The following is a 21,988-nucleotide window of genomic DNA, read 5'->3' as shown; positions in this document are numbered from 1 at the left end:
TATGAAGATATTATTTATAGCATGCTATTCACCTATCATAAATAATTCTGCAGCAATTGAAACACTTCAGTATTTAAATAAACTTGCAGAAATTAAAGAGAATACAGTTCATCTTCTTACAGTAGACTTTCCGTGTGATTCAATATATTATGATGATGAGCTTTATAATATGATGGATAAAAATATAGTAATTCATAAAATTGATGGTGGATTCATTTTTGATAAAATCATTCCTAGAAGAAGGTCAGATTCAGTAAATAAGATATCAAATAAAATAAGTAGAAAGAGAAAACTACTTAGGAAGATAAAAAATGCTGTAGTAATTCCAGATATGTATTATATATGGGCAAAAAAAGCATCAAAATATGCTAAAAATCTTATGGAAAAAGAAAAATTTGATGTGCTTTTTTCTATGCATGAACCGCCTTCATCGCATCTTTGTGCTTTATATTTAAAAAAGAAGTTTAAAGATATACCATGGATTACATATTGGAGTGACCCATGGCTTAAGGATTCTACAAGGCAGAAAAATTTCATATTAAAGAAAATAATAGAAAAGCATATGGAAAAGAAGATTGTAAATGTAGCAGATAAGTTTATTTTTGTAACAAAATCAAACAGAAATGATTATATGAAAGATTATAAAAAGCTAACTTATAAGAATACGTATATTTTAAATAGAGGATTTGATCAGAAATTATATAATAAACTATCTTTAAATGAAGTTCCTGATGTTATAAAGAAAGATAAGATTAATTTTATATATGCAGGAGAAATATTTTCTAAACTTAGAGATATAAAACCATTTGTTGATGCTTTATATAAGTTAAAGGAAAATGATAGAGAAAAATATGAAATGATTAATGTTTTATTTTTTGGAAACATTGATGATATAGAGATGAAAGAGAAATTAGAAAAGCTTGATATTGCAAAAGTTTCTAGAAGGATACCTTTTAACGAAGCACTAAAAGTTATGATTAATAGTCAGCTTCTTCTATTGTTTGGAAACAAAAATTCTAAACAGATTCCTGCTAAAATTTATGATTATTTTGGTTGCAAAGCTAGAATTCTTGTGATTTATGGAGATCAAAATGATCCTATAAAATCAATAACAGAGAATAATGAGAAATGTATTGTAACAGATAATAATACAGATGAGATTTTAGATAAAATTTATAAAGTTATAGAATTTCATCAGAAAAATGATCTGCTTAAAAAACCAGATCTAAATTACGAATGGGAAGCTGTTGCTAAAAAGCTAAATGATATTCTAAGGAGTGATATCAGTTGCATATAATGGTTGTACCTTCTTGGTATTCAAGTATTAACAATAAAGTTCATGGAAGTTTTTTTAAAGAACAGTTTAAAGCTCTTCAAAAAAGTGGGATAAAGGTAACAGTTGCATATAATGAAATTTGGCCTTTACCGAAGATATTTAAAGAAAAACAAAAACGTGGCATTAGTAATGTATTTGAAGATTCACTTATGACATATAGGTATAAAGATTATAATTATTTACCTAAAAATCCACTAATGTTTATGCTATTTAATAAAAGAATGGAACAATTATATAAACTGATTGTAAAAAATGAAGGAAAAGTAGATATGATTCATGCACATTCAGCGTTTTTTGGAGGAGTTTCTGCTAGCTATGTAGCTTCAAAATATAATATTCCATTTGTACTTACAGAACATTCTTCATTAAAATATGCTAGATATTGTAGAAAATCTTATAGAAAGTATATTTTTGATACATATAAAAAAGCAGATGTGCTTTTAACAGTCGGCAGTGGATTAAAAAAAGAAATACAAGGATACATAGATAGAGACATACAAGTAGTTCCTAATATGGTTGATTTAAGTCTGTTTAAGCTTAAGAAGAAAGAAAATAAAAACAAATTTATTTTTTTCTCATGTGCTTTTTTAGAAGAAGGAAAAGGCATGGAAGATCTTATAAATGCATTTACACAGGCTTTTAAAAATGATTCAAACTGTTTTTTGAAAATAGGTGGTGATGGTTCTGAGAGGGAGAAACTTAAGGAACTTATCATAAAAAATAATATGGGAAGTAATATAGAGCTTCTAGGAGCATTATCAAGAAGTGAGGTAGCTTGCGAAATGGCAAATTCAGATGCTTTTGCACTTCCATCAATGCATGAAACATTTGGAGTTGTATATATTGAAGCTATGGCATCAGGAAAACCTGTTATAGGTGCTGATAATGGAGGAGCTCAAGACATAATAAATGAAGATAATGGAATAATAGCAGAGAAAGGCAATGTGGAGAGTATAAAAAATGCGTTAATATGGGTTAAAGATAATTATGACTTTTATGATAAACAGAAAATACATGATATGGCTGTTTTAAATTATTCAGAAAGTGTGTTAGTAAAGAACTTAAACGAGGTGTATAAAAAAGTAAATGAAAAGTATAGCAGAAAAAATATATAATTTTTTAGATAACAGGTTCTATTTTAAAATCTTCTATTTATTTGTTAGTCTTACAACAGTTACAATAATAAAGGAAATTCCGCATATAAATATTATTTCTAAAATAGCTCTTTTATGGGGAATGCTTTTAATTATATTTACTATTTTTAAGGATTATAGAAAAAGAAAACTTTATAATTTTGATATTATACTCAGCATTTTTATTATTGTTACATTTATTTTTAATGTAATTTTTTATAAAGACATCTCTAATATAAAAGCATGGGTTATAAATGCAGTACTTTTTATGTCAGTATTTTCAATAGATGTATTTACAGAAAAGAAAAAGATTATTAGAGAAATAAATATAATAAGCATTTTTTATTCAATATTTATGTTTGTGGTATCATTGGTTTCAGCAGTTTTGAAATTCACAGATAAATACATAAATATAGAAAAAATGTATTATGGGGGAACTAATGGACTGTTTGAAAATAAAAATTCACTATCTATAGCTGCTGCAATTGCAATAGTTATATCATTATATTTATGCACAAGAAATATAAAATATAAATATAAAATATTTTTTGAAATAAATATATTAATTCAGATTGTGACTTTATTTTATTCGAAAGGAAGAAGTGCATTTCTTCTACTTCTTACTATAGTTTTTACACTTATAATAGTATATTCAAAACAGAGAATAATAAAGGCAGTTACAGTATTAGTACCATTTCTTATTATAGTTTTTACGCTAATTAATATTAATAATCTATCAATAAGATATTTTACAAGTGGAAGAAGCTATATATGGGAATCAGCTCTTATTGCAATTCAAAAGCATCCATTTGTTGGAATTGGAAATAGTAGTTTTGTAGAAGCTGTAAGACTTGCAAGACCTCAAGTGACAGATCTTCCAGGATTAGACTGGGGTGGAATTCATAACATTTATATTCAGATAGCGCTCATTAATGGAATGATCCCACTTATAATATTTATGATTTTTCTTATAACAGTATTCTTATTTTTAGTTAATAAAATGTCTAATCTTAATAAGAAAGCAAAATTTAGAAGTACTATTTTGTTTTCACTTGTTAATGGCATATTAGTTGTAAATCTTTTTGAAAGTAATCTTATATATATTATAAGCTTTATAAGTATTATTTTTTGGATATATTTAGGATATATAATTTCGATAATGGATAATAAAAATTTTTAGTTAAGGAGAGTACTTATGGAATTTAGTAATCAAAAAATAAGTGAGTTTTTGAAAGATTTATCTTCGAGTTCACCAGCACCAGGAGGCGGTGCAGTAGCAGGCTTTATTTCTGCACTATCAGCTTCTTTAAATTCGATGGTTTATTCACTTACTATTGGGAAGAAAAAGTATGAACAGCTTTCAGATGATGAAAAAGAAAAAATAAATAGATTTAAAAAAGAAAGCGATAAATTTATTGAAGAATCATTATCATTTATGCAGGAAGACAAAGAGAATTTTATGTTTCTTATGAATAGTTATTCTATGCCTAAAAATACAGAAGATGAAAAAGAAAAGAGAAGCATAGCTATTGAAGAAAATACAGTAAAAGCTATGGAAGTACCATATAGACTTTGCAAAAGATCTTTTGAATTTTATAATAATTTAGAGATTATGAAAAAATACGGAAATAAAATGCTTTTTTCAGATCTTCAAATTTCAGCAGTACTTCTTCATGCGGCAATTGAAAGTTCTATTATAAATGTAAAAGTAAATTTGGATTTTTTGAAAGATAAGAATAAGTATTTACATATTTATAAAGAATTAGATGACATATTAGAGAAATCAGAGAAATTGAAAAAAGAAATAGTATCTTAATAATTAATAAAAAAGACTAGATAGCTAAAAGCTGATCCCTATATTGAATAGGGGTCAGCTTTTTTTAATTACATTTACTTAATAATAAAAAAGGAACTTGAATATTATTTTTTGAATATATTATTATTAGAAGAAAAATTTTATAGTAAAGGAGAGTAATCAAGGTAATGGAAAACAAGAAAAGATTTAATGACGTTATAGATATAAATGATGATGATATTTTTGTAAAGCAAAATAATATGCTTAAAAAAAGTAATTCTGAAATTGAGTCTTATAGTTATTTTGAATTTGAGCTTAATGATAATAGAAAAAGCTATACCATATCGGCTAAAAATAAAAGTGATATTCCTTATATTATAATTATTCCAAGTGAATATAAAGGTCTTCCTGTAACTAAAATTAAAAAGAATGCTTTTTCAGAATGTCAAAATTTAGCTATTGTAATATTTAAGGATAATAGCAATATAAAAAGTATAGGATCTTTTGCCTTTTACAAATGTATATCTTTAGAAAGTATTGAGCTTCCAGAAAGTATAGAAAGTATAAAAACTGCTGCATTTCATTCATGCTCAAACCTTCAACAGGTTTATTTAAATTCAAAATATCCTGCTAAACTAGAAAGAATAGTTTTCTTTGAGACTTCACCATATTTAGAGATTAAAGTACCAAAAGAAGCTACTGAAGTTTATAAGTCTTTTTATAATTGGAATGAATATAAAGATTTAATTTTTCCTTTCAAGGAGCATATTCCTTCAAGTTTGGGATTCTTTAGATTTGAATTAAATGAAGATGAAAAAGCTTATACTGTATATGCTAAAAATAAAGATGACTTACCAGATAATTTAGTAATACCAAGTTCTTATAATAAAAAATATGTTACAATAATCGGAAAATATGGATTTGAAAATAGCAATTTTTCAACTTTAATTTTACCGGAAAAGCTACGTATTATTAAATCTCAAGCCTTTTTTTGGAATATTTATTTAGAAGAATTAATAATTCCAGATACTGTTGAAGTTATAGAAAATGAGGTGTTTTTCAAATCGGTATACCGCTCTTATAATTATACGTATATAGAAGTGCCAGCTCTTAGAAAAATAATATTTGGTGAAAATAGCAAATTAAAGTATATAGGAGAAAGAGCATTTTTAGGCAATCTAAATTTAAAAGAAATTGAATTTCCTAAAGAGGTAAAATTTATAGGAAATAAATGTTTCTTTGGTACAGGAATATCAAATATCAGTATCCCTGAAAATGTTGAAACTATTGAAGGAAATCCTTTTGAATGGTGTTTCAATTTAAAAGAAATACATGTAGATGAAAGAAATAAGTATTATAAAGATATTGAAGGGGTTTTATATAATAAAGACGAAACAAAATTTATATCATATCCAGTAGGAAGGAACGATTATAAATATAGCATTCCAAGCAGTGTAAGTAGTATTGCCAGCACTTATATGTTTTTTAAATGGTCAAAAGATGATAATTTTAGAGTGTTATATGTAAATTCACTAGAGCCTCCAGAAATTAATAGAAGACTTTTTCTTATGTTAGAATCGTTTAATATTTATGTGCCTTCAAATTCTTATGGAAAATATATAAATTCAGCGGGATGGATGGAGCTTAAAGATAAGATTTATCCAGACAATATAATTAATGAAGAATTAGCAATAGAAAATAATTTGCTAATACAATATGTTGGAAATGAATTTCAAATAACTATACCTAAAAATGTTACAGATATTCAGGAATATGCTTTAAGTGATTGTGAAAATCTTAAAAATGTTTATGTTAAAGATCACAATATATCATTAAAGTCAGTTAATGGGGTTTTATTTAACAATGATATGACAAAATTAATTTATTATCCAGAGGCAAAAGATGAAAAAGAATACGAGATTCCTGAAAATGTAAACACATTGGGAACTGCTTCATTTTCAAAGTGCAAAAATTTGACTAATATAAAAATTAATAAATTATTAGAAGTAATAGAAAATTATAATTTTTATATGTGTGATAATTTAAAAGAGATAATTAATATAGACATGGAAGATAATATAAGAAGTATAGGAGATTACGTGTTTTATATGTGTGATTTATTAGAAAAGATAAAGCTTATGTCTATAGAAAAGCTTGGCAAGTATTCATGCTGCGAGTGCATAAATTTAAATGAAATAACTTTCGGTTCCATGTTTAAATATATGCCAAAGTATAATAATTTTGGGTGTGAAAAATTAAATAGAATTAATATATTTGCATTAAATCCTCCTGAAATAGAATCACTTAGTTCTATGGATAATAAATTAGACGTTTATGTTCCAAAAGAAAGTGTAGAATTATATAAAGAAAGCAGATGGGGATATAAGAAATATCTTACTATATATGCTTATAAACATAATATTTATTCATTGGTAGATAAAATTGTTTATAAATAAAATATCTTAAAAAGTATACAAAAAAAGAACCTATTAAAATAGTTTTTTTAATGTCTATTTTATAGGTTCTATTTTATTAATTATTTTCTCATCATCATCGAATTTGCCTGCTGACGTGCTTTTTTAATTTGACTATGATCAACAGGAACAAGGTCTTTATTAGTAGTAAGATTTATAATGTTGATTACCTGAATATCTTCTATGCTATGTTTTTTAGTGGTTTTAGCACCTTTAAGGCCCATTATTATAACTTTATGACCTTGTTTTAATGTAATAAATTCAGGCTTTTTAAACCATCTTTTCTTATTATAATAACATTTTACTATTCCTTTTCCAACTTGAGGCTTTAAAACTAGTTCTGCTGAAAGTAACTTTATTATAAAATAATTTTTTTCAACTAATTTTACTGATAATACAGTACCTTGATTACTTGTAATTCTATCACCGTATTTTTGCATATATACAGATTGAAAATAACCATTAAATTTATCTTTTAAACTCATGCTGATTCTCCTTTAGAAATAAAATAGATTAATCATACTGTTAATTATAACATAATATTTAATAATTTAATATCTTTATAGGGTAAAATAACATTATTATTGTAGATAATTGTGGATTGATTATTTGAAATTAATTGTTATTATAGCATTCTATTTATGATATAATAAAAGTAATGAGAGATTTATGGGGGGATAATTATGAATAATAATATTAGAGAAGTGTGTGATTTTACTATCAGAAATTTTAGAAAAGCATCTGAGACTTTAAGATTTGATGGAGAATTAATCAACCATTTTGCATCTATGTTAAATGGTTATAAAAGAAGATATATAGATGGTGAAAGAATAAGGGTAATCAGAAATACAATTGAAGAAAAGACATCTAAGACATCTCAGTTTAGAGGCGATACTTTATATATTTTATCTTTTTTAATTGAAAGCAATCAGGGTTTTATGCAGGAAAAAATTTTAAATGATATAGTTTGTGTTTATGATATTATGATTGATAAAAATATGCCAATATCAGAGCAGCTTGTTTTATCAGCATATACAATATGCAGATATGCCGATAAAAAAGATTACAAGAAATATATAGAAATTGCTGAAGAAATGTATACGCTTCTTAATGAAAATTATTTATTATGTGTAATGTTTGCATTAAATAATAATACAAAAGATGAAATATCAAATGTTTTAGAATTATATAGTAATTCATCTTTTTCTAAATCAATGTTAGCATCTATGATTTTAAATAATAAAAATGTTGAAAAGAAAATACGTATTTGCGAAATACTTAATAAAGAACTTGATGAAAGTAAACTTAAAATACCTGCTCAATTTCTACCTGTAGCAGATTTGGAACTCTTAGATGAAAATGTTGACAGATGTATTCATTTTGTAAAGCAGGTAACAGAATATATGTGTATTGAAGAAAGTGCATATATAATGTATATGGATACTGAAATAAGAAATATGATAGCACTTACAAGTGTACTTATGAGTGATAGAAGAAAAATTATAAATATGAAATTTGTAGACGAGTTCTTAGCATATGGTGTATATGCAACAAGTGTAAATAAAAATCAGAGTGTATTTGATGAAATTCTTGCTTAAAAATTGTGAATTTAATAATATAAAGGTTGATGACTGGAAAAAATATTTTTAATATCCAGTCATCAACCTTTTATTATAAAATAAAAGAAAATATGAAAAGTGGTGATTTTATTTATGTGTAATAATATTCTTCATATTGATATGGATGCTTTTTTTGCATCAGTTGAACAGCATGATGATGAATCTCTTAAAGGAAAACCTGTTATTGTAGGAAGTATAAAAAGAAGAGGTGTTGTTTCAACATGTTCATATGAAGCACGAGAATATGGAATATATTCAAGTATGCCTATTTTTATGGCTATGGAAAAATGTCCACAAGGGGTATATCTTGATGGAAGATATAGTAGATATAAAGAAGTATCAAATATAATATTTAGTATATTTCAGAAATATACGAGTAAGATTGAAAAAATGTCTATTGATGAAGCTTTTTTAGATATATCTCAAGTACATGATAATGCATTAGAAATTGCAAGGGCTATAAAGAAAGAAGTGTTTAAAAAAACATCACTTACTTTATCTGTTGGAATATCATATAATAAATTTCTTGCAAAGATTGCATCTGAATGGAATAAACCAAATGGAATAAAAATTATTTCAAAAGATATGATCCCTGATATTTTATTTCCTTTAAAAATAAATAAAATTTATGGGATTGGAAAAGTATCATTATTAAAACTTAATAATATGGGGATCTTTACGGTAAAAGATTTATATAGTCTTTCAGAAGAATTTCTTATAAATTATCTTGGAAAATCAGGAGAAGATGTATATAAAAGGATAAGAGGAATTGATAAGCGTGAGGTTAAAGAAAAAATAGATTCTAAATCATGCGGAAAAGAAGTTACATTAAAAGATGATATTTTAGATAAAAATGAGATGCTTAGTATTTTAAAGCCTTTGTGCTTTGAAGTTAATGATATGCTTAATAAAAGAAATGTAACAGGAAAGACTATCACATTTAAATTTAAAACAACAGATTTTCATATACATACAAGAAGTAAAACTTTAAATTATTATATTTATAGAGGTGAAGATATATTTAATGTAGTTAAAGAACTTATTTTTAATGAGGGATTTAAACTTAAAGTAAGACTTTTAGGTGTAAGCGTTTCTTCGTTTAAAGAAAATACAGTCGAACAAATTACTATGTTTTAGTAAAAAACTATCTCTAATTTCTCTATTCTGGAATATTAATATTATATAGAGATATTATAAGGAGGAGACTGCTTTTAATCTTTGTTTAATTGAAAGTAGAGATATATATGTATAGAGAGCTTACTCCAAATGAAGTTATTTTTAAAAAGAATTTTCAAAATCGGGTTTTAAAAAATGATGAAACTTATCAAAGAGAAGATGTTTTATATGAAATAGAAAAAAATCTTAGTATAAAAAGTAAAGGTTATAATATTTATTATATAGGTTCTTTTTCAAGCGATAGGCTTAAAAAATTAAAAAATGATTTAGAAAAGTTTTATTCTAAAAAAGAATCTCCGGATGATATATGTTATATAACTTATTTAGATGAGTTAAAGACTATTCCTATTTTTTTAAAAAATGGAAATGGGGAAAAACTAAAGAAAGAAACAGATAAAATTAAAGAAAAGTATCTAGATTATATATTAAAATTTTATGAATCTTCTTCTGAAGATGAAGAGAAGGAGAATATACTTCAGGAGATTATATTAAAGAGAAATAAATATATATCAGAGCTTACGAGTATTGCTAAAAATAAAAAATTTGATGTCAAAAATACAAATAATGGTTTTGTATTTATTCCACTTAAGGATGATTCGCAAGAGCAGATGACAGAAAATGAATATGATATGCTTGAAGAAGAAAAACAAGAACTTATAAGCAATGATGTAATTGATTTAAAGAAGCAGGCTGAAGTTATTTTAGAAAAATTAAAAAAAGCTGAACTTGATTCTATAGAAAGGCTAAAAGAAATTTATAAAATTTTTTTAAATGATAATTTAAAAGATATAAAATTTAGCGTTTATGATGAATTTAAATACGAAAAAGATGCTCTTAATTTTTTAAATAATATGTTCGAACAAATTGAAGAAGAAATAGTTAAATGTTATTCAATGAATCTTGAAGATGATGAAGATAAATTGAAAAAGATTTTTACAAAGTTTACTGTGAATGTATTAGTTGATAATTCTGAATATGATCATCCAAGAGTAATATATGAAGAAGATCCGAGTCTTCTTAATCTTATAGGATCAATAGAGTATAAGACACTTTCTAATGGAACGTATGTTTCCGAAGCAGGAATGATAAGTGCTGGAAGTATATTAAATGCAAATGATGGATGTATAATATTAAGAATGGATGCAATTCTTCAAAATAGTTCAACTTATTACTATTTAAAAAAAATGATGTTTGATAACTCTGTCAATTATAATTTTGTAAAAAAGTATATGGATTTATTTTCCGTATCAACAATTAAACCACAAAAAATACCGGTTGATGTTAAGATTATATTAATTGGAGATTATTCGACATATTCGTTCCTTTATAAGAATGATGATGATTTTAAAAGATTATTTCCAATAAAAGTAGAAGATACTTTGGATGTTATTTGCGATAAGAAGTCAGAGAGTGAGATTGAATATAAAATTGGTGATATAATTGAAAAAAACAATTTGATGGGAATTGAAGAAGATGCATTATTTGAAGTTATAAAGTATCTTTCAAGAATTACAGATGATAGAAATAGAATATCAAATGATGATTATTACCTTTTAAGAACACTTGTAATGGCAAATAATAGCAGCACTTTTGATGGGGAAAGTAAAATAACAAAGAGAGAAATTTTAAAAACAATATATAATGATGAAAAAATAGAAGATGAAATTTATAGTGAATATAAAAATAAAAAGATGATGATAGATATAAATGGTGAGAAAATAGGTTGCATTAATGCACTTTCTGTTGTTGGAAATTCATATTTTAGTATAGGAAAACCTATGAAAGTAACATGTATTGCATCTAAGGGAGAAGGAAAAATAATAGATGTTCATAAAGAATCTAACATGAGTGGAAGCATTCATGAAAAATCTATTATGATTTTAAAAGCGATATTAAGCGGTGTATTAGATCCATATGATATAATTCCAGTAAATTTTCAGTTAAGTTTTGAACAGACATATGGAGTTGTTGAAGGAGACAGTGCATCTGTAGCTGAAATGCTATGTATATTATCTTCACTTAGCAAACACCCTATAAAACAGAACATTGCAGTTACTGGTTCACTTAATCAGTTTGGAGAAGTTCAGCCTATAGGAGGGCTTAATCAAAAAATTGAAGGATTTCATAAAGTGTGCAGTATAGTAGATTGTACAAAAAATAAAGGGGTGGTTTTTCCTTCTTTAAATAGAGACAATTTAATTTTAAGATCAGAGGTAGAGGAAGATATTGAAAATAATAATTTTCATCTTTTTACCATAGATAATATAGAAGATGCTATAGAAGTATTTTTGTTAAAAGATAACGAAACTCTGTCTGATTTTTATAAAAGTATTGAAAATGAAATTTCAAAATATAATAAAAATAAAAAGAAAAATAGAAGATAACTTAAAAAAATAAAGTTTTTTCACAAAAATATTAATATTTTTGTGAAAGGGTATTGATAAAAGTAAATAAATCATATATAATCTTAAATAAGAAAAAGATTGAGCAAAGGCGTTCAGAAGTTATTCATGATACTGTCATGGTTTCCAATGGACGCTTTTTTTATAGAAAAAGGGGGATTATAAGATGTCAAAGTATAGTAAAGAAGATATTGTAAAAATGGTAAAAGATAATGGAGTAAAATTTATTAGGCTTCAATTTACCGATATTTTTGGTCAGTTAAAAAATGTAGCAATAACAGATAAGCAGTTAGAAAAAGCATTGAATAATGAATGTATGTTTGATGGATCGTCAATTGATGGATTTGCAAACATTGAAGAATCAGATATGAACTTAAGACCTAATTTAGATAGTTTTGTCATTTTCCCATGGAGACCACAGCAAGGAAAAGTTGCAAGATTAATTTGCGATGTATATAAGCCAGATGGTACACCATTTACAGGAGATCCTAGATATGCATTAAAGAGAGCTATTAAAAAAGCTGAAAAATTAGGATATGGAATGAAAGTAGGACCAGAATGTGAATTTTTCTTATTTGAAACAGATGAAAATGGAAACGCCACAGTAAAGACTCAAGATAGAGGTGGATATTTTGATTTAGCTCCTGTAGACAGAGGAGAAAATGCAAGAAGAGATATGACACTTGCTTTAGAAGATATGGGATTTGAAATAGAAGCATCTCACCATGAAGTTGCAGAAGGACAAAATGAAATTGATTTTAAGTATGGTGATGCACTTAAGACAGCTGATGATATTATGACATTTAAGTTAGTAGTAAAATCAATTGCTCAAAGACATGGACTTTATGCTTCATTTATGCCAAAGCCTGTATTTGGAATAAATGGTTCAGGAATGCATATAAATATTTCATTATTTAAAGATGGAAAAAATGTATTTGCAGATGAAAATGATCAAAATGGATTAAGCGAAATTGCATATAACTTTATCGCAGGTCTTTTAAATAATATAAAAGGATTAGCAGCAATAACAAATCCACTTGTAAATTCATATAAAAGATTAGTCCCAGGATATGAGGCACCAGTTTATTTAGCATGGTCATGCAGTAATAGAACTGCATTAATAAGAGTACCAGCATCAAGAGGATTAGGAACAAGAATTGAACTTAGATGTCCAGATCCAAGTGCTAACCCTTATTTAACACTTGCAGCACTTTTAACAGCAGGACTTAATGGAATCGAAGAAAAATTAACTCCACCTGCTCAAATTTCTAATAATATATTCGCAATGAATAATGAGGAAAGAAAAGAAGCAGGAATTGAAAGTCTTCCAAATAACCTTTATGAAGCAGTAAACTTTATGAAAGAAAGCGAAATTGCTAAAGAAGCGTTAGGAGATCATATATTTAATAATTATATATGTGCAAAAGATGGAGAATGGGATGATTATAGAACAAAAGTACATGAGTGGGAAATAGATAAGTATCTTAATAGATATTAATATTTTTCGTTTATTTTAGGCGGGGGTTGCTATGGAGCGAAATGGAAATATTATTATTGCATTAAACAATATTGAAATTGCCCAAAAGCTGAAGAAGATTTTATGCCAAGATGGTTATAGCGTTTCTAATATATGTACTTCAGGTAGCGAACTTATGAGATTAGTTATGCAAAATGAACCGGATCTTGCAATTGTAGGATATAAGTTTAAAGATATGAGCTTACTTGATGTATATGAAAATATACGTGATTATACAAGTTTTCTTGCTATAGTAAATGAGCCTTATAAGTCATTTATAGAAGAAGATACAGATATATACTGTATAGGAACAAAAATTTCAACTGTTCTTTTAATGAATTCAGTTGATCTTATATTCCAAAGTAGAAGACGAATAAGGATGCTTAAAGATAAAGTAGAAAAACTTGAACATACGTTAGAAGATAGAAAAGTATTAGAAAAAGCTAAAGGAAGGCTTATGGAAGTTTCAAATATGGGGGAATCTGAGGCGTTTAGATATATGCAGAAGCTAAGCATGGATTCAGGAAGAAGAATGCGTGATATTGCTGAGCTTATTTTGAGCGAAGAAGGAAAATTATTTTAAATTGCAGATTTATAAATAAGTTTTAATATATTTGTTAAAAATACTATTTATAGGAGGAGTAAAAAATGGATAAAAATAATCCAAATAATCAAGGGTTATATAATTCAAACTTAGAACATGATGCATGTGGAATTGGAACAATAGTTAATATTGATGGAAAAGTTTCTCATGCAGTGCTCTCCGATTGTCTTACTATCCTTGAAAGATTAAAGCACAGAGGCGGAACTGGTGCAGATGAGAATACAGGAGATGGTGCAGGAATATTATTTAATATTCCTCACAGATTTTTTAAAGAAGAACTTTTAAGTAAAGGCATTACATTACCTGAAATGCAGGATTATGCTGTAGCTATGACATTTATGCCACAGAATGAAAAGGCTAGAAACGAAGCTATAAAGCTCTTTGAAGATATAATAAAAGAAGAGGATTTAGAACTTTTATGTTGGAGAAATGTAAAGACAAATCCTTCAATTCTTGGAAAAGCTGCTCTTGAAACAATGCCATATATTATGCAGGCATTTGTAAAAAGACCATGGGATGTTAAAAGAGGAAAAGAGTTTGAAAGAAAACTTTATATTGTAAGAAGAACTATTGAAAAAAGAGCGGGATGGATAAGTAAATTTTTAAATGAAACATTCTATATAGCGTCTTTTTCTGAAAAAACAATAGTATATAAAGGAATGCTTTTATCTACTCAGCTTAGAGAATTTTATAAAGATTTAGAAGATGAAAGAGTTGAAACATCTCTTGCACTTGTACATTCTAGATATTCAACTAATACATTTCCAAGTTGGGATAGAGCACATCCTAATAGATATATGATTCACAATGGTGAAATTAATACATTAAGAGGAAATGTAAATAAAATTTATTCAAGAGAAACAAATATAAGATCTAAGGCTTTAGGAAAAGATCTTAACAGAGTACTCCCTATAATAAACAAAGAAGGTTCGGATTCTGCAATTTTAGATAATAATCTTGAATTTATGTATATGAACGGAATAGATCTTACAAAAGCTGTAATGATGGCTATTCCAGAACCTTGGTATAGAAGCGATACAATGACAGAAGAGAAAAAAGCATTCTATGAATATAATGCAACTCTTATGGAACCATGGGATGGACCTGCTGCTATAGTATTTACAGATGGAGAAAAAGTAGGAGCTGTACTTGATAGAAATGGTTTAAGACCATGTAGATATTATATAACAAAAGACAGAAGACTTATTCTTTCTTCAGAAGTAGGAGCACTTGATGTTGATCCTGAAATAGTCTTAAAGAAAGATAGATTAAGACCAGGTAGAATGCTTCTTGTAGATACTACTAAGAAAGAAGTAATTGATGATAATGAACTTAAGCATACATATTCAGATGAATATCCGTATAAAAAGTGGCTTGATGAAAATCTTGTAACATTAGATAGTTTAAAGAAACCTAATAATTTCAAGATTGAATATGATAAGCAAACAAGAATAAGACTTGAGAAAACATTTGGATATACTTATGAAGAAGTAAAGACAACAATGCTTCCTATGGCACAAAATGGTGCAGAACCAATAGCAGCAATGGGAATGGATTCTCCAATTGCAGTTTTATCAAAAGAACCACAACCTTTATTTAATTATTTTAAGCAGTTATTTGCACAGGTTACAAATCCACCAATAGATGCAATAAGAGAAGAAATTGTTACAGCATCTAATGTATATGTTGGACCAGAGGGAAATATCCTTGAAGATAAACCTCAAAATTGTAATTTAATAAAGCTTGATAGTCCAATACTTACTAATGAACAGCTTGCTAAAATTAAGACTTTAAATGAAGGAAACTTAAAATCAAAAGTATTAGATATAGTATATGATGAAGGAAAATCACTTGAAGAAGCTTTAAATGATTTATTTGAAGAAGCACAAGAAGCTTTTGAAAAAGGATATACAATATTTATTCTTTCTGATAGAAACGTATGTGAAAATAAAATACCAATTCCTTCACTTCTTGCAGTATCAGCACTTCATCAGTATCTTGTAAAAAAAGGTACAAGAACATCTGTAGGAATTATACTTGAAACAGGAGAACCAAGAGAAGTTCATCATTTTGCAACATTATTAGGATTTGGAGCATCAGCAATAAATCCATATATGGCATATGAAGCTGTAAGAGCACTTATAGAAGAAGAACTTTTAGATAAAGATTTAAATACAGCAGTAAAAAATTATAACAGTGCAGTATTACACGGAATTACAAAAATTTTATCTAAAATGGGAATTTCAACTATCCAGTCTTATATAGGAGCACAGATATTTGAAGCAATTGGAATAAATAAGAAAGTAATAGATAAATATTTTACAAATACAATAAGCAGAATAAGCGGTATAGGCCTTGAAGAAATTCAAAAAGAAGCAGAAATAAGACATAAAAGAGGATTTAAAGATAAGACTTATGCAGCAGACTTCACTTTAGATAGTCCTGGATTTGAAAAATTGCGTTCAGGAGATGATGGACAGGAGGAACATTTATATAATCCTCTTACAATCCATAAACTCCAGATGGCAACTAAAAATGGAGATTATAAATTATTTAAAGAATATTCTGATATGATAGATGATTCAAATAGTGAAGTTACATTAAGAGGATTATTAGAATTTAAGCATAATTCTAAAGAAATTTCTATCGATGAAGTTGAACCAGCATCAGAAATTGTAAAGAGATTTAAGACAGGTGCTATGAGTTATGGATCTATTTCTAAAGAAGCACATGAAACTCTTGCAATTGCAATGAATAGAATAGGCGGAAGATCTAATACTGGTGAAGGTGGAGAAGATAAAGAAAGATGGATTAAAGATGCTAACGGAGATTCAAGAAGAAGTTCTATAAAACAAATAGCATCAGGAAGATTTGGAGTTACATCTGAGTATCTTGTAAATGCAGATGAGATTCAGATAAAATTAGCACAAGGTGCAAAACCTGGAGAGGGAGGACAGCTTCCAGCAAGCAAGGTATATCCATGGATTGCTAAAACAAGACACTCAACTCCGGGAGTATCACTTATATCACCACCACCACATCATGACATTTATTCAATAGAAGATTTAGCTCAGCTTATCTATGACTTAAAGAATGCTAATATGGATGCTAGAGTATCAGTTAAATTAGTATCTGAATGTGGAGTTGGTACAGTAGCAGCTGGAGTTGCAAAAGGTGGAGCTGATGTAATCTTAATTTCAGGATATGATGGAGGAACAGGAGCAGCACCTAAAAACTCAATAAGAAATGCAGGTCTTCCTTGGGAACTTGGTCTTGCAGAAGCACATCAGACATTACTTTTAAATGAATTAAGAGATAGAGTAAGAATAGAAACTGATGGTAAGCTTATGACAGGAAGAGATGTTGCAATAGCAGCACTTCTTGGAGCAGAAGAGTTTGGATTTGCTACAGCACCTCTAGTAACTCTTGGATGTGCAATGATGAGAGTTTGTAATTTGGATACATGTCCAGTTGGAATAGCTACACAGAATCCAGTTCTTAGAAAGAGATTTAAAGGTAAGCCTGAATACGTAATAAACTTTATGTATTATATTGCAGAAGAACTTAGAGAAATAATGGCTAAGCTTGGATTTAGAAAAGTTGATGAAATGATAGGACGTGTAGATAAATTAAAACAGAAAGAAAATATAAGAGGCTGGAAGGCTAAAAATATTGATTTAAGTTCAATTTTATATACTCCTGATAAATATAGAGGAAAAGTTGTAAGATACAATCCATCAAAGAAGCATGATCATAAATTAAATAATGTTATAGATGAGACTGTATTAATTGAAAAGTGTAATGAAGCAATTAAAAATGGAACAAAAACAAGTTTTGAAATAGATATAACAAATACAGACAGAACACTTGGTACTATTTTAGGTTCTGAAATTACAAAAGTTAATGGTACTGAAGGATTAAAAGAAGATACAATAAAGATTAAATGTAATGGAAGTGCAGGACAAAGCTTTGCATCATTTATTCCAAATGGACTTACATTTGAAATTGAAGGAGATGCTAATGATTACTTTGGTAAAGGACTTTCAGGCGGAAAGCTTGTTTTATATCCTCCGAAGAAATCAACATTCATAGCAGATGATAATATCGTAGTAGGAAATGTTGCACTTTATGGAGCAACATCAGGAAAAGTATTTATAAACGGTATTGCAGGTGAAAGATTTGCAGTTAGAAACTCAGGAGCTACGGCAGTAGTTGAAGGAGTTGGAGATCATGGATGCGAATATATGACAGGCGGTAAAGTTGTAGTTCTTGGAAAGACAGGAGTTAACTTTGCAGCAGGTATGAGCGGCGGAATTGCTTACCTTTATAAAGAAGATAATGACTTTGATATAAAAATAAACAAGGATATGATTCTTATGGAAGAATTAAATATTGATGATGAAGAGATAGTTAAAAATCTTATAGAAGAACATGCTAATGTAACAGGTTCTAAGAAAGCAAATAAGATATTACACAGCTTTGATTTAGAAAAAGATAATTTTGTAAAAATAATTCCAAAGGCTTATAAGAAAGTTGTTGAAACTATTGAAAAATACAAGAATCTTGGATGTAGTGATGCTGATGCACAGATTAAGACTTTCGAAGAAGTTAAAGGAAGATAGGAGGGATAAGTTATGGGAAAACCAACAGGATTTTTAGAATATGACAGAGAAGAAGGCAAAAATAGAGATATAGATGAAAGATTAAAGGATTATAATGAATTTCATTTAAGACTTCCACTTGAAAAACAGCAGATTCAAGGAGCAAGATGCATGAATTGCGGAGTTCCTTTTTGCCAGGCTGGAGTTTTATTTAAGGGAATGGTATCAGGATGTCCTATTCATAACTTAATCCCAGAATGGAATGATTTAGTATACAGAGGAAAATGGGATCTTGCTTATGAAAGACTTATAAAGCATAATCCATTTCCAGAGTTTACAGGAAGAGTATGTCCTGCACCATGTGAAGCAGGATGTACAGAAGGATTAAATGGAATCCCTGTCTCAATAAAAGAAAATGAAAGAGCTATAATTGATACTGCATATGAGAACGAAATAGTAAAAGCAAATGCACCACTTAAGAGAACAGGTAAGAAAGTAGCTGTAATAGGATCAGGTCCTTCAGGACTTGCAGCAGCCGATGGTCTTAATAAGTGTGGACATAAGGTTACAGTATTTGAAAGAAGCGATAGACCAGGTGGATTATTAATGTATGGAATTCCTAATATGAAGCTTGATAAAGATGTTGTTTTAAGAAGAATAAGACTTATGGCTGAAGAAGGAGTTAAATTTGTAACAAATGCGGATATAGGTAAAAACTATGATGCACAGAAAATTTTAGATGAATTTGATGCAGTTGTAATTGCAACAGGTGCATCTAATCCAAGAGATCTTAATGCAGAGGGAAGAGAAGATGTTAAATCAGGAATTTACTTTGCTGTAGATTTCTTAAAGAAAAATACTAAGAGTCTTTTAGATTCAAATCATGAAGACAATGAATTTATTTCAGCAAAAGATAAGAATGTTATCGTAATAGGTGGTGGTGATACAGGAACTGACTGTGTTGCTACAGCATTAAGACACAAGTGCAAATCACTTATTCAGTATGAGATAATGGGAAAACCTCCAGTAGAAAGAGCAGAGGATAATCCATGGCCAGAATGGCCTAAAATCCTTAAAATTGACTATGGTCAGGATGAATATATAAAACTTTATGGAAAAGATCCAAGAGAATATTTAACTACTGTAACTAAAGTTTATACAGATAAAGATGGAAAACTTGAAAGTGTTGATACAGTTAAGGTTGAGTGGAAGATGGGAGATAACGGAAGAAGAATTCCATCTCAAGTTGAAGGATCTAAGAAAAATGTAAAAGCAGAACTTATTTTAATAGCAATGGGATTCTTAGGATCACAGGATTATTTAAAAGAAGCATTTAGCGTTGAATCAGATGGAAGAAGTAACGTAAAAGCAGACTTTGGAAAATTTGAAACTAATGTACCTAAAGTATTTGCAATAGGAGATGCTAGACGTGGACAGTCACTTGTTGTAACTGCAATAAGTGAAGGATTAGCAGTAACAAAAGCTGTTGATAAATTTCTTAGAAAATAAATAATAGAATTCAAATAAAAACTTATGAGAAATCTTTCTCTTACGGAAAATAGGGTAAAATAGACTGCTATTTTAATGGCAGTCTATTTTTTTGCTTGCTTTTATAAAGTTTAGGAATTAAAATAATTTGTAGTATATTAATGCACAGGAGTAATAATTATGAAAATAAAAAATAATTACAATTATACAGTTTATGCATGTTTTATAGGTTACATAACTCAGGCAATAGTTAATAATTTTTTACCTCTTTTATTTGTAACTTTAAATAAGCAGTATAACATACCCCTTGATAAAATAACATTTATAATAGCACTAAATTTTTCAATACAGCTTATAATAGATTTATTTTCAGCTGTATTTATAGATAAGATAGGGTATAGAGCTTCAGTTATAATAGCTCATATTTTTTCTTCATTAGGTCTGATACTTTTAGCTATTCTTCCAAATGCTTTAGAAAATCCATATATAGGCATAGTAATTTCGGCTTCTTTATATGCAGTTGGTGGTGGAATAATAGAAGTAATGATAAGCCCTATAGTGGAAGCATGTCCAACAAATGATAAATCAGCGAAGATGAGTCTTCTACATTCATTTTATTGTTGGGGACAAGCAGGAGTTATACTTTTTTCTACATTGTTTTTTGCATTCTTTGGACTTAATAATTGGGCAATATTATCAGTATTATGGGCAATGATTCCGATTTTTAATACAATATTATTCTTTAAGGTGCCTATAAAGGCATTAAATGAAGAAAATGAAAGTATGCCTGTAAAGCATCTTATGAGAAATAAACTATTTTACATTTTAATTATATTAATGATATGTGCTGGTGCATGTGAACAAGCAGTAAGCCAGTGGGCATCATATTTTGCAGAAAAAGGATTAAATGTTAATAAAAATATAGGAGACTTATTAGGACCATGTTTTTTTGCTTTGTTAATGGGTAGCTCAAGGCTTTTATATTCTAAAAAAAGTAGTAAGGTAAGCCTTAAAAAGTTTATGATTTTAAGCGGAATTCTCTGTATAATAAGCTATTTAATGATATCGCTTAGTACAAATTCAGTAATAGGATTATTAGGTTGTGGATTATGTGGATTATCTGTTGGAATACTTTGGCCAGGAACATTTTCTATGTCAGCTGAGAGAATAAAGGGTGGAGGAACATTTATGTTTGCACTTCTTGCTTTTGGAGGAGACGTTGGATGCTCTAGTGGACCTTTTGTAGTAGGAATTGTTACACAGATGTTTTCAGGAGATATAAAAAAAGGTATATTTTCAGCATTAATATTTCCAGTAGTGCTTATTTTTTCTCTACTCTTTATAAAAAGAAGTAAAGAATGATATTAGATTTTGTTTACAATATTAAGAAAAAGCAATATAATATGTATATGACAAATAATATTATAGAGGTTGAGTTACATGAGTGAAGGGTTTAGAAAATTTGTGTATATGATAGGGATAGTATGTGTAATAGTGCTTGTAGCGATGCTTTTTATACAGCTTTTGCCTATTATTTTAGGAGTTATCGCAGTCATCTATGTTGTAAATAAAGTAAGACAATACATAAAACAAAAAAAAGCAGATGATTTTAAGAGAAGCCTTGATAATGAGCATGACAGTATGCATAAATTTGATGAAGACTTTAAGGGGAAGATTATTGACGTTGATTATGAAGATGTTGATGACGTTGATGAGAATAATAGATAATGTTTTTAAGATATGTACGGTTTAATATAATTGTGCATATCTTTTTTTGTAAGTAATAAAAGCATAATTTTACTTTATTGATAAAAAGAAAGTCATATTGTATAATTAAATGTATA

Annotated in this window: 15 protein-coding genes; 14 read left to right on the top strand and 1 reads right to left on the bottom strand. The window is 28.0% G+C overall.

Annotated elements, in window-relative coordinates:
* Nucleotide 1 precedes the first annotated feature (1 nt).
* The 5 genes from MTX53_RS09840 (at nt 2) to MTX53_RS09820 (ending at nt 6,720) form a co-directional block, all read left to right on the top strand.
* On the top strand, nt 2-1,297 hold the full coding sequence (locus MTX53_RS09840; RefSeq protein ID WP_244833625.1) for a glycosyl transferase group 1: 1,296 nt from the start codon (nt 2-4) through the stop codon (nt 1,295-1,297).
* A complete protein-coding gene (locus MTX53_RS09835) occupies nt 1,288-2,451 on the top strand; it encodes a glycosyltransferase (protein WP_244833624.1) in 1,164 nt (387 codons plus the stop codon). The genes MTX53_RS09840 and MTX53_RS09835 overlap by 10 nt, the downstream gene beginning before the upstream one ends.
* Nucleotides 2,423-3,649: an O-antigen ligase family protein gene (locus MTX53_RS09830; RefSeq protein WP_244833623.1), complete on the top strand. Its 1,227-nt coding sequence runs from the start codon at nt 2,423-2,425 to the stop codon at nt 3,647-3,649. Before MTX53_RS09835 ends, MTX53_RS09830 begins: the two co-directional genes overlap by 29 nt.
* Before the next feature lie 15 nt (nt 3,650-3,664).
* Complete coding sequence (locus MTX53_RS09825; protein ID WP_244833622.1) at nt 3,665-4,285, top strand: cyclodeaminase/cyclohydrolase family protein; 621 nt, start codon at nt 3,665-3,667, stop codon at nt 4,283-4,285.
* Nucleotides 4,286-4,452: 167 nt separating this feature from the next.
* A complete protein-coding gene (locus tag MTX53_RS09820) occupies nt 4,453-6,720 on the top strand; it encodes a leucine-rich repeat domain-containing protein (RefSeq protein ID WP_244833621.1) in 2,268 nt (755 codons plus the stop codon).
* Nucleotides 6,721-6,800: 80 nt separating this feature from the next.
* Here MTX53_RS09820 and MTX53_RS09815 read toward each other — a convergent pair whose 3' ends face one another.
* Nucleotides 6,801-7,223: a hypothetical protein gene (locus MTX53_RS09815; RefSeq protein WP_244833620.1), complete on the bottom strand. Its 423-nt coding sequence runs from the start codon at nt 7,221-7,223 to the stop codon at nt 6,801-6,803.
* A gap of 198 nt (nt 7,224-7,421) precedes the next feature.
* Here MTX53_RS09815 and MTX53_RS09810 point away from each other — a divergent pair, with 198 nt between their 5' ends.
* The 9 genes from MTX53_RS09810 to MTX53_RS09770 all read left to right on the top strand — a co-directional run bounded on the left by MTX53_RS09810 (nt 7,422) and on the right by MTX53_RS09770 (nt 21,872).
* On the top strand, nt 7,422-8,336 hold the full coding sequence (locus MTX53_RS09810) for a DUF4003 family protein (RefSeq protein ID WP_244833619.1): 915 nt from the start codon (nt 7,422-7,424) through the stop codon (nt 8,334-8,336).
* A 114-nt stretch (nt 8,337-8,450) separates the two neighbouring features.
* The gene (locus tag MTX53_RS09805; RefSeq protein WP_244833618.1) at nt 8,451-9,494 is read left to right on the top strand and encodes a DNA polymerase IV; all 1,044 of its coding nucleotides are present in this window, start codon (nt 8,451-8,453) and stop codon (nt 9,492-9,494) included.
* A gap of 107 nt (nt 9,495-9,601) precedes the next feature.
* Complete coding sequence (locus MTX53_RS09800) at nt 9,602-11,917, top strand: AAA family ATPase (protein WP_244833617.1); 2,316 nt, start codon at nt 9,602-9,604, stop codon at nt 11,915-11,917.
* Nucleotides 11,918-12,101: 184 nt separating this feature from the next.
* A complete protein-coding gene (glnA, locus tag MTX53_RS09795; RefSeq protein WP_244833616.1) occupies nt 12,102-13,433 on the top strand; it encodes a type I glutamate--ammonia ligase in 1,332 nt (443 codons plus the stop codon).
* Nucleotides 13,434-13,464: 31 nt separating this feature from the next.
* Complete coding sequence (locus tag MTX53_RS09790) at nt 13,465-14,034, top strand: ANTAR domain-containing protein (RefSeq protein ID WP_244833615.1); 570 nt, start codon at nt 13,465-13,467, stop codon at nt 14,032-14,034.
* A gap of 65 nt (nt 14,035-14,099) precedes the next feature.
* Complete coding sequence (gene gltB, locus MTX53_RS09785) at nt 14,100-18,677, top strand: glutamate synthase large subunit (protein WP_244833614.1); 4,578 nt, start codon at nt 14,100-14,102, stop codon at nt 18,675-18,677.
* Nucleotides 18,678-18,689: 12 nt separating this feature from the next.
* Nucleotides 18,690-20,165: a glutamate synthase subunit beta gene (locus tag MTX53_RS09780; RefSeq protein ID WP_244833613.1), complete on the top strand. Its 1,476-nt coding sequence runs from the start codon at nt 18,690-18,692 to the stop codon at nt 20,163-20,165.
* A 159-nt stretch (nt 20,166-20,324) separates the two neighbouring features.
* Nucleotides 20,325-21,506 (top strand): MFS transporter, encoded by a 1,182-nt coding sequence (locus MTX53_RS09775; protein WP_244833612.1) that lies wholly within the window; start codon nt 20,325-20,327, stop codon nt 21,504-21,506.
* Nucleotides 21,507-21,584: 78 nt separating this feature from the next.
* A complete protein-coding gene (locus MTX53_RS09770) occupies nt 21,585-21,872 on the top strand; it encodes a hypothetical protein (protein WP_244833611.1) in 288 nt (95 codons plus the stop codon).
* Nucleotides 21,873-21,988 lie beyond the last annotated feature (116 nt).

The organism is Clostridium sp. BJN0001, assembly GCF_022869825.1.
Taxonomy (GTDB): Bacteria; Bacillota; Clostridia; order Clostridiales; family Clostridiaceae; genus Clostridium.
The sequence above is the reverse complement of the archived record's forward strand: the minus strand, read 5'-3'. Positions and strand labels throughout refer to the sequence as shown.

What these genes read in the sequence shown, in the direction of transcription:
- MTX53_RS09810 (WP_244833619.1), top strand. Translation starts at nt 7,422, where the DNA reads ATGAATAATAATATTAGAGAAGTGTGTGATTTTACTATCAGAAATTTT.
- MTX53_RS09820 (WP_244833621.1), top strand. Translation starts at nt 4,453, where the DNA reads ATGGAAAACAAGAAAAGATTTAATGACGTTATAGATATAAATGATGAT.
- MTX53_RS09805 (WP_244833618.1), top strand. Translation starts at nt 8,451, where the DNA reads ATGTGTAATAATATTCTTCATATTGATATGGATGCTTTTTTTGCATCA.
- gltB (WP_244833614.1), top strand. Translation starts at nt 14,100, where the DNA reads ATGGATAAAAATAATCCAAATAATCAAGGGTTATATAATTCAAACTTA.
- MTX53_RS09800 (WP_244833617.1), top strand. Translation starts at nt 9,602, where the DNA reads ATGTATAGAGAGCTTACTCCAAATGAAGTTATTTTTAAAAAGAATTTT.
- MTX53_RS09815 (WP_244833620.1), bottom strand. Translation starts at nt 7,223, where the DNA reads ATGAGTTTAAAAGATAAATTTAATGGTTATTTTCAATCTGTATATATG.
- MTX53_RS09830 (WP_244833623.1), top strand. Translation starts at nt 2,423, where the DNA reads ATGAAAAGTATAGCAGAAAAAATATATAATTTTTTAGATAACAGGTTC.
- MTX53_RS09790 (WP_244833615.1), top strand. Translation starts at nt 13,465, where the DNA reads ATGGAGCGAAATGGAAATATTATTATTGCATTAAACAATATTGAAATT.
- MTX53_RS09780 (WP_244833613.1), top strand. Translation starts at nt 18,690, where the DNA reads ATGGGAAAACCAACAGGATTTTTAGAATATGACAGAGAAGAAGGCAAA.
- MTX53_RS09840 (WP_244833625.1), top strand. Translation starts at nt 2, where the DNA reads ATGAAGATATTATTTATAGCATGCTATTCACCTATCATAAATAATTCT.
- glnA (WP_244833616.1), top strand. Translation starts at nt 12,102, where the DNA reads ATGTCAAAGTATAGTAAAGAAGATATTGTAAAAATGGTAAAAGATAAT.
- MTX53_RS09775 (WP_244833612.1), top strand. Translation starts at nt 20,325, where the DNA reads ATGAAAATAAAAAATAATTACAATTATACAGTTTATGCATGTTTTATA.
- MTX53_RS09770 (WP_244833611.1), top strand. Translation starts at nt 21,585, where the DNA reads ATGAGTGAAGGGTTTAGAAAATTTGTGTATATGATAGGGATAGTATGT.
- MTX53_RS09825 (WP_244833622.1), top strand. Translation starts at nt 3,665, where the DNA reads ATGGAATTTAGTAATCAAAAAATAAGTGAGTTTTTGAAAGATTTATCT.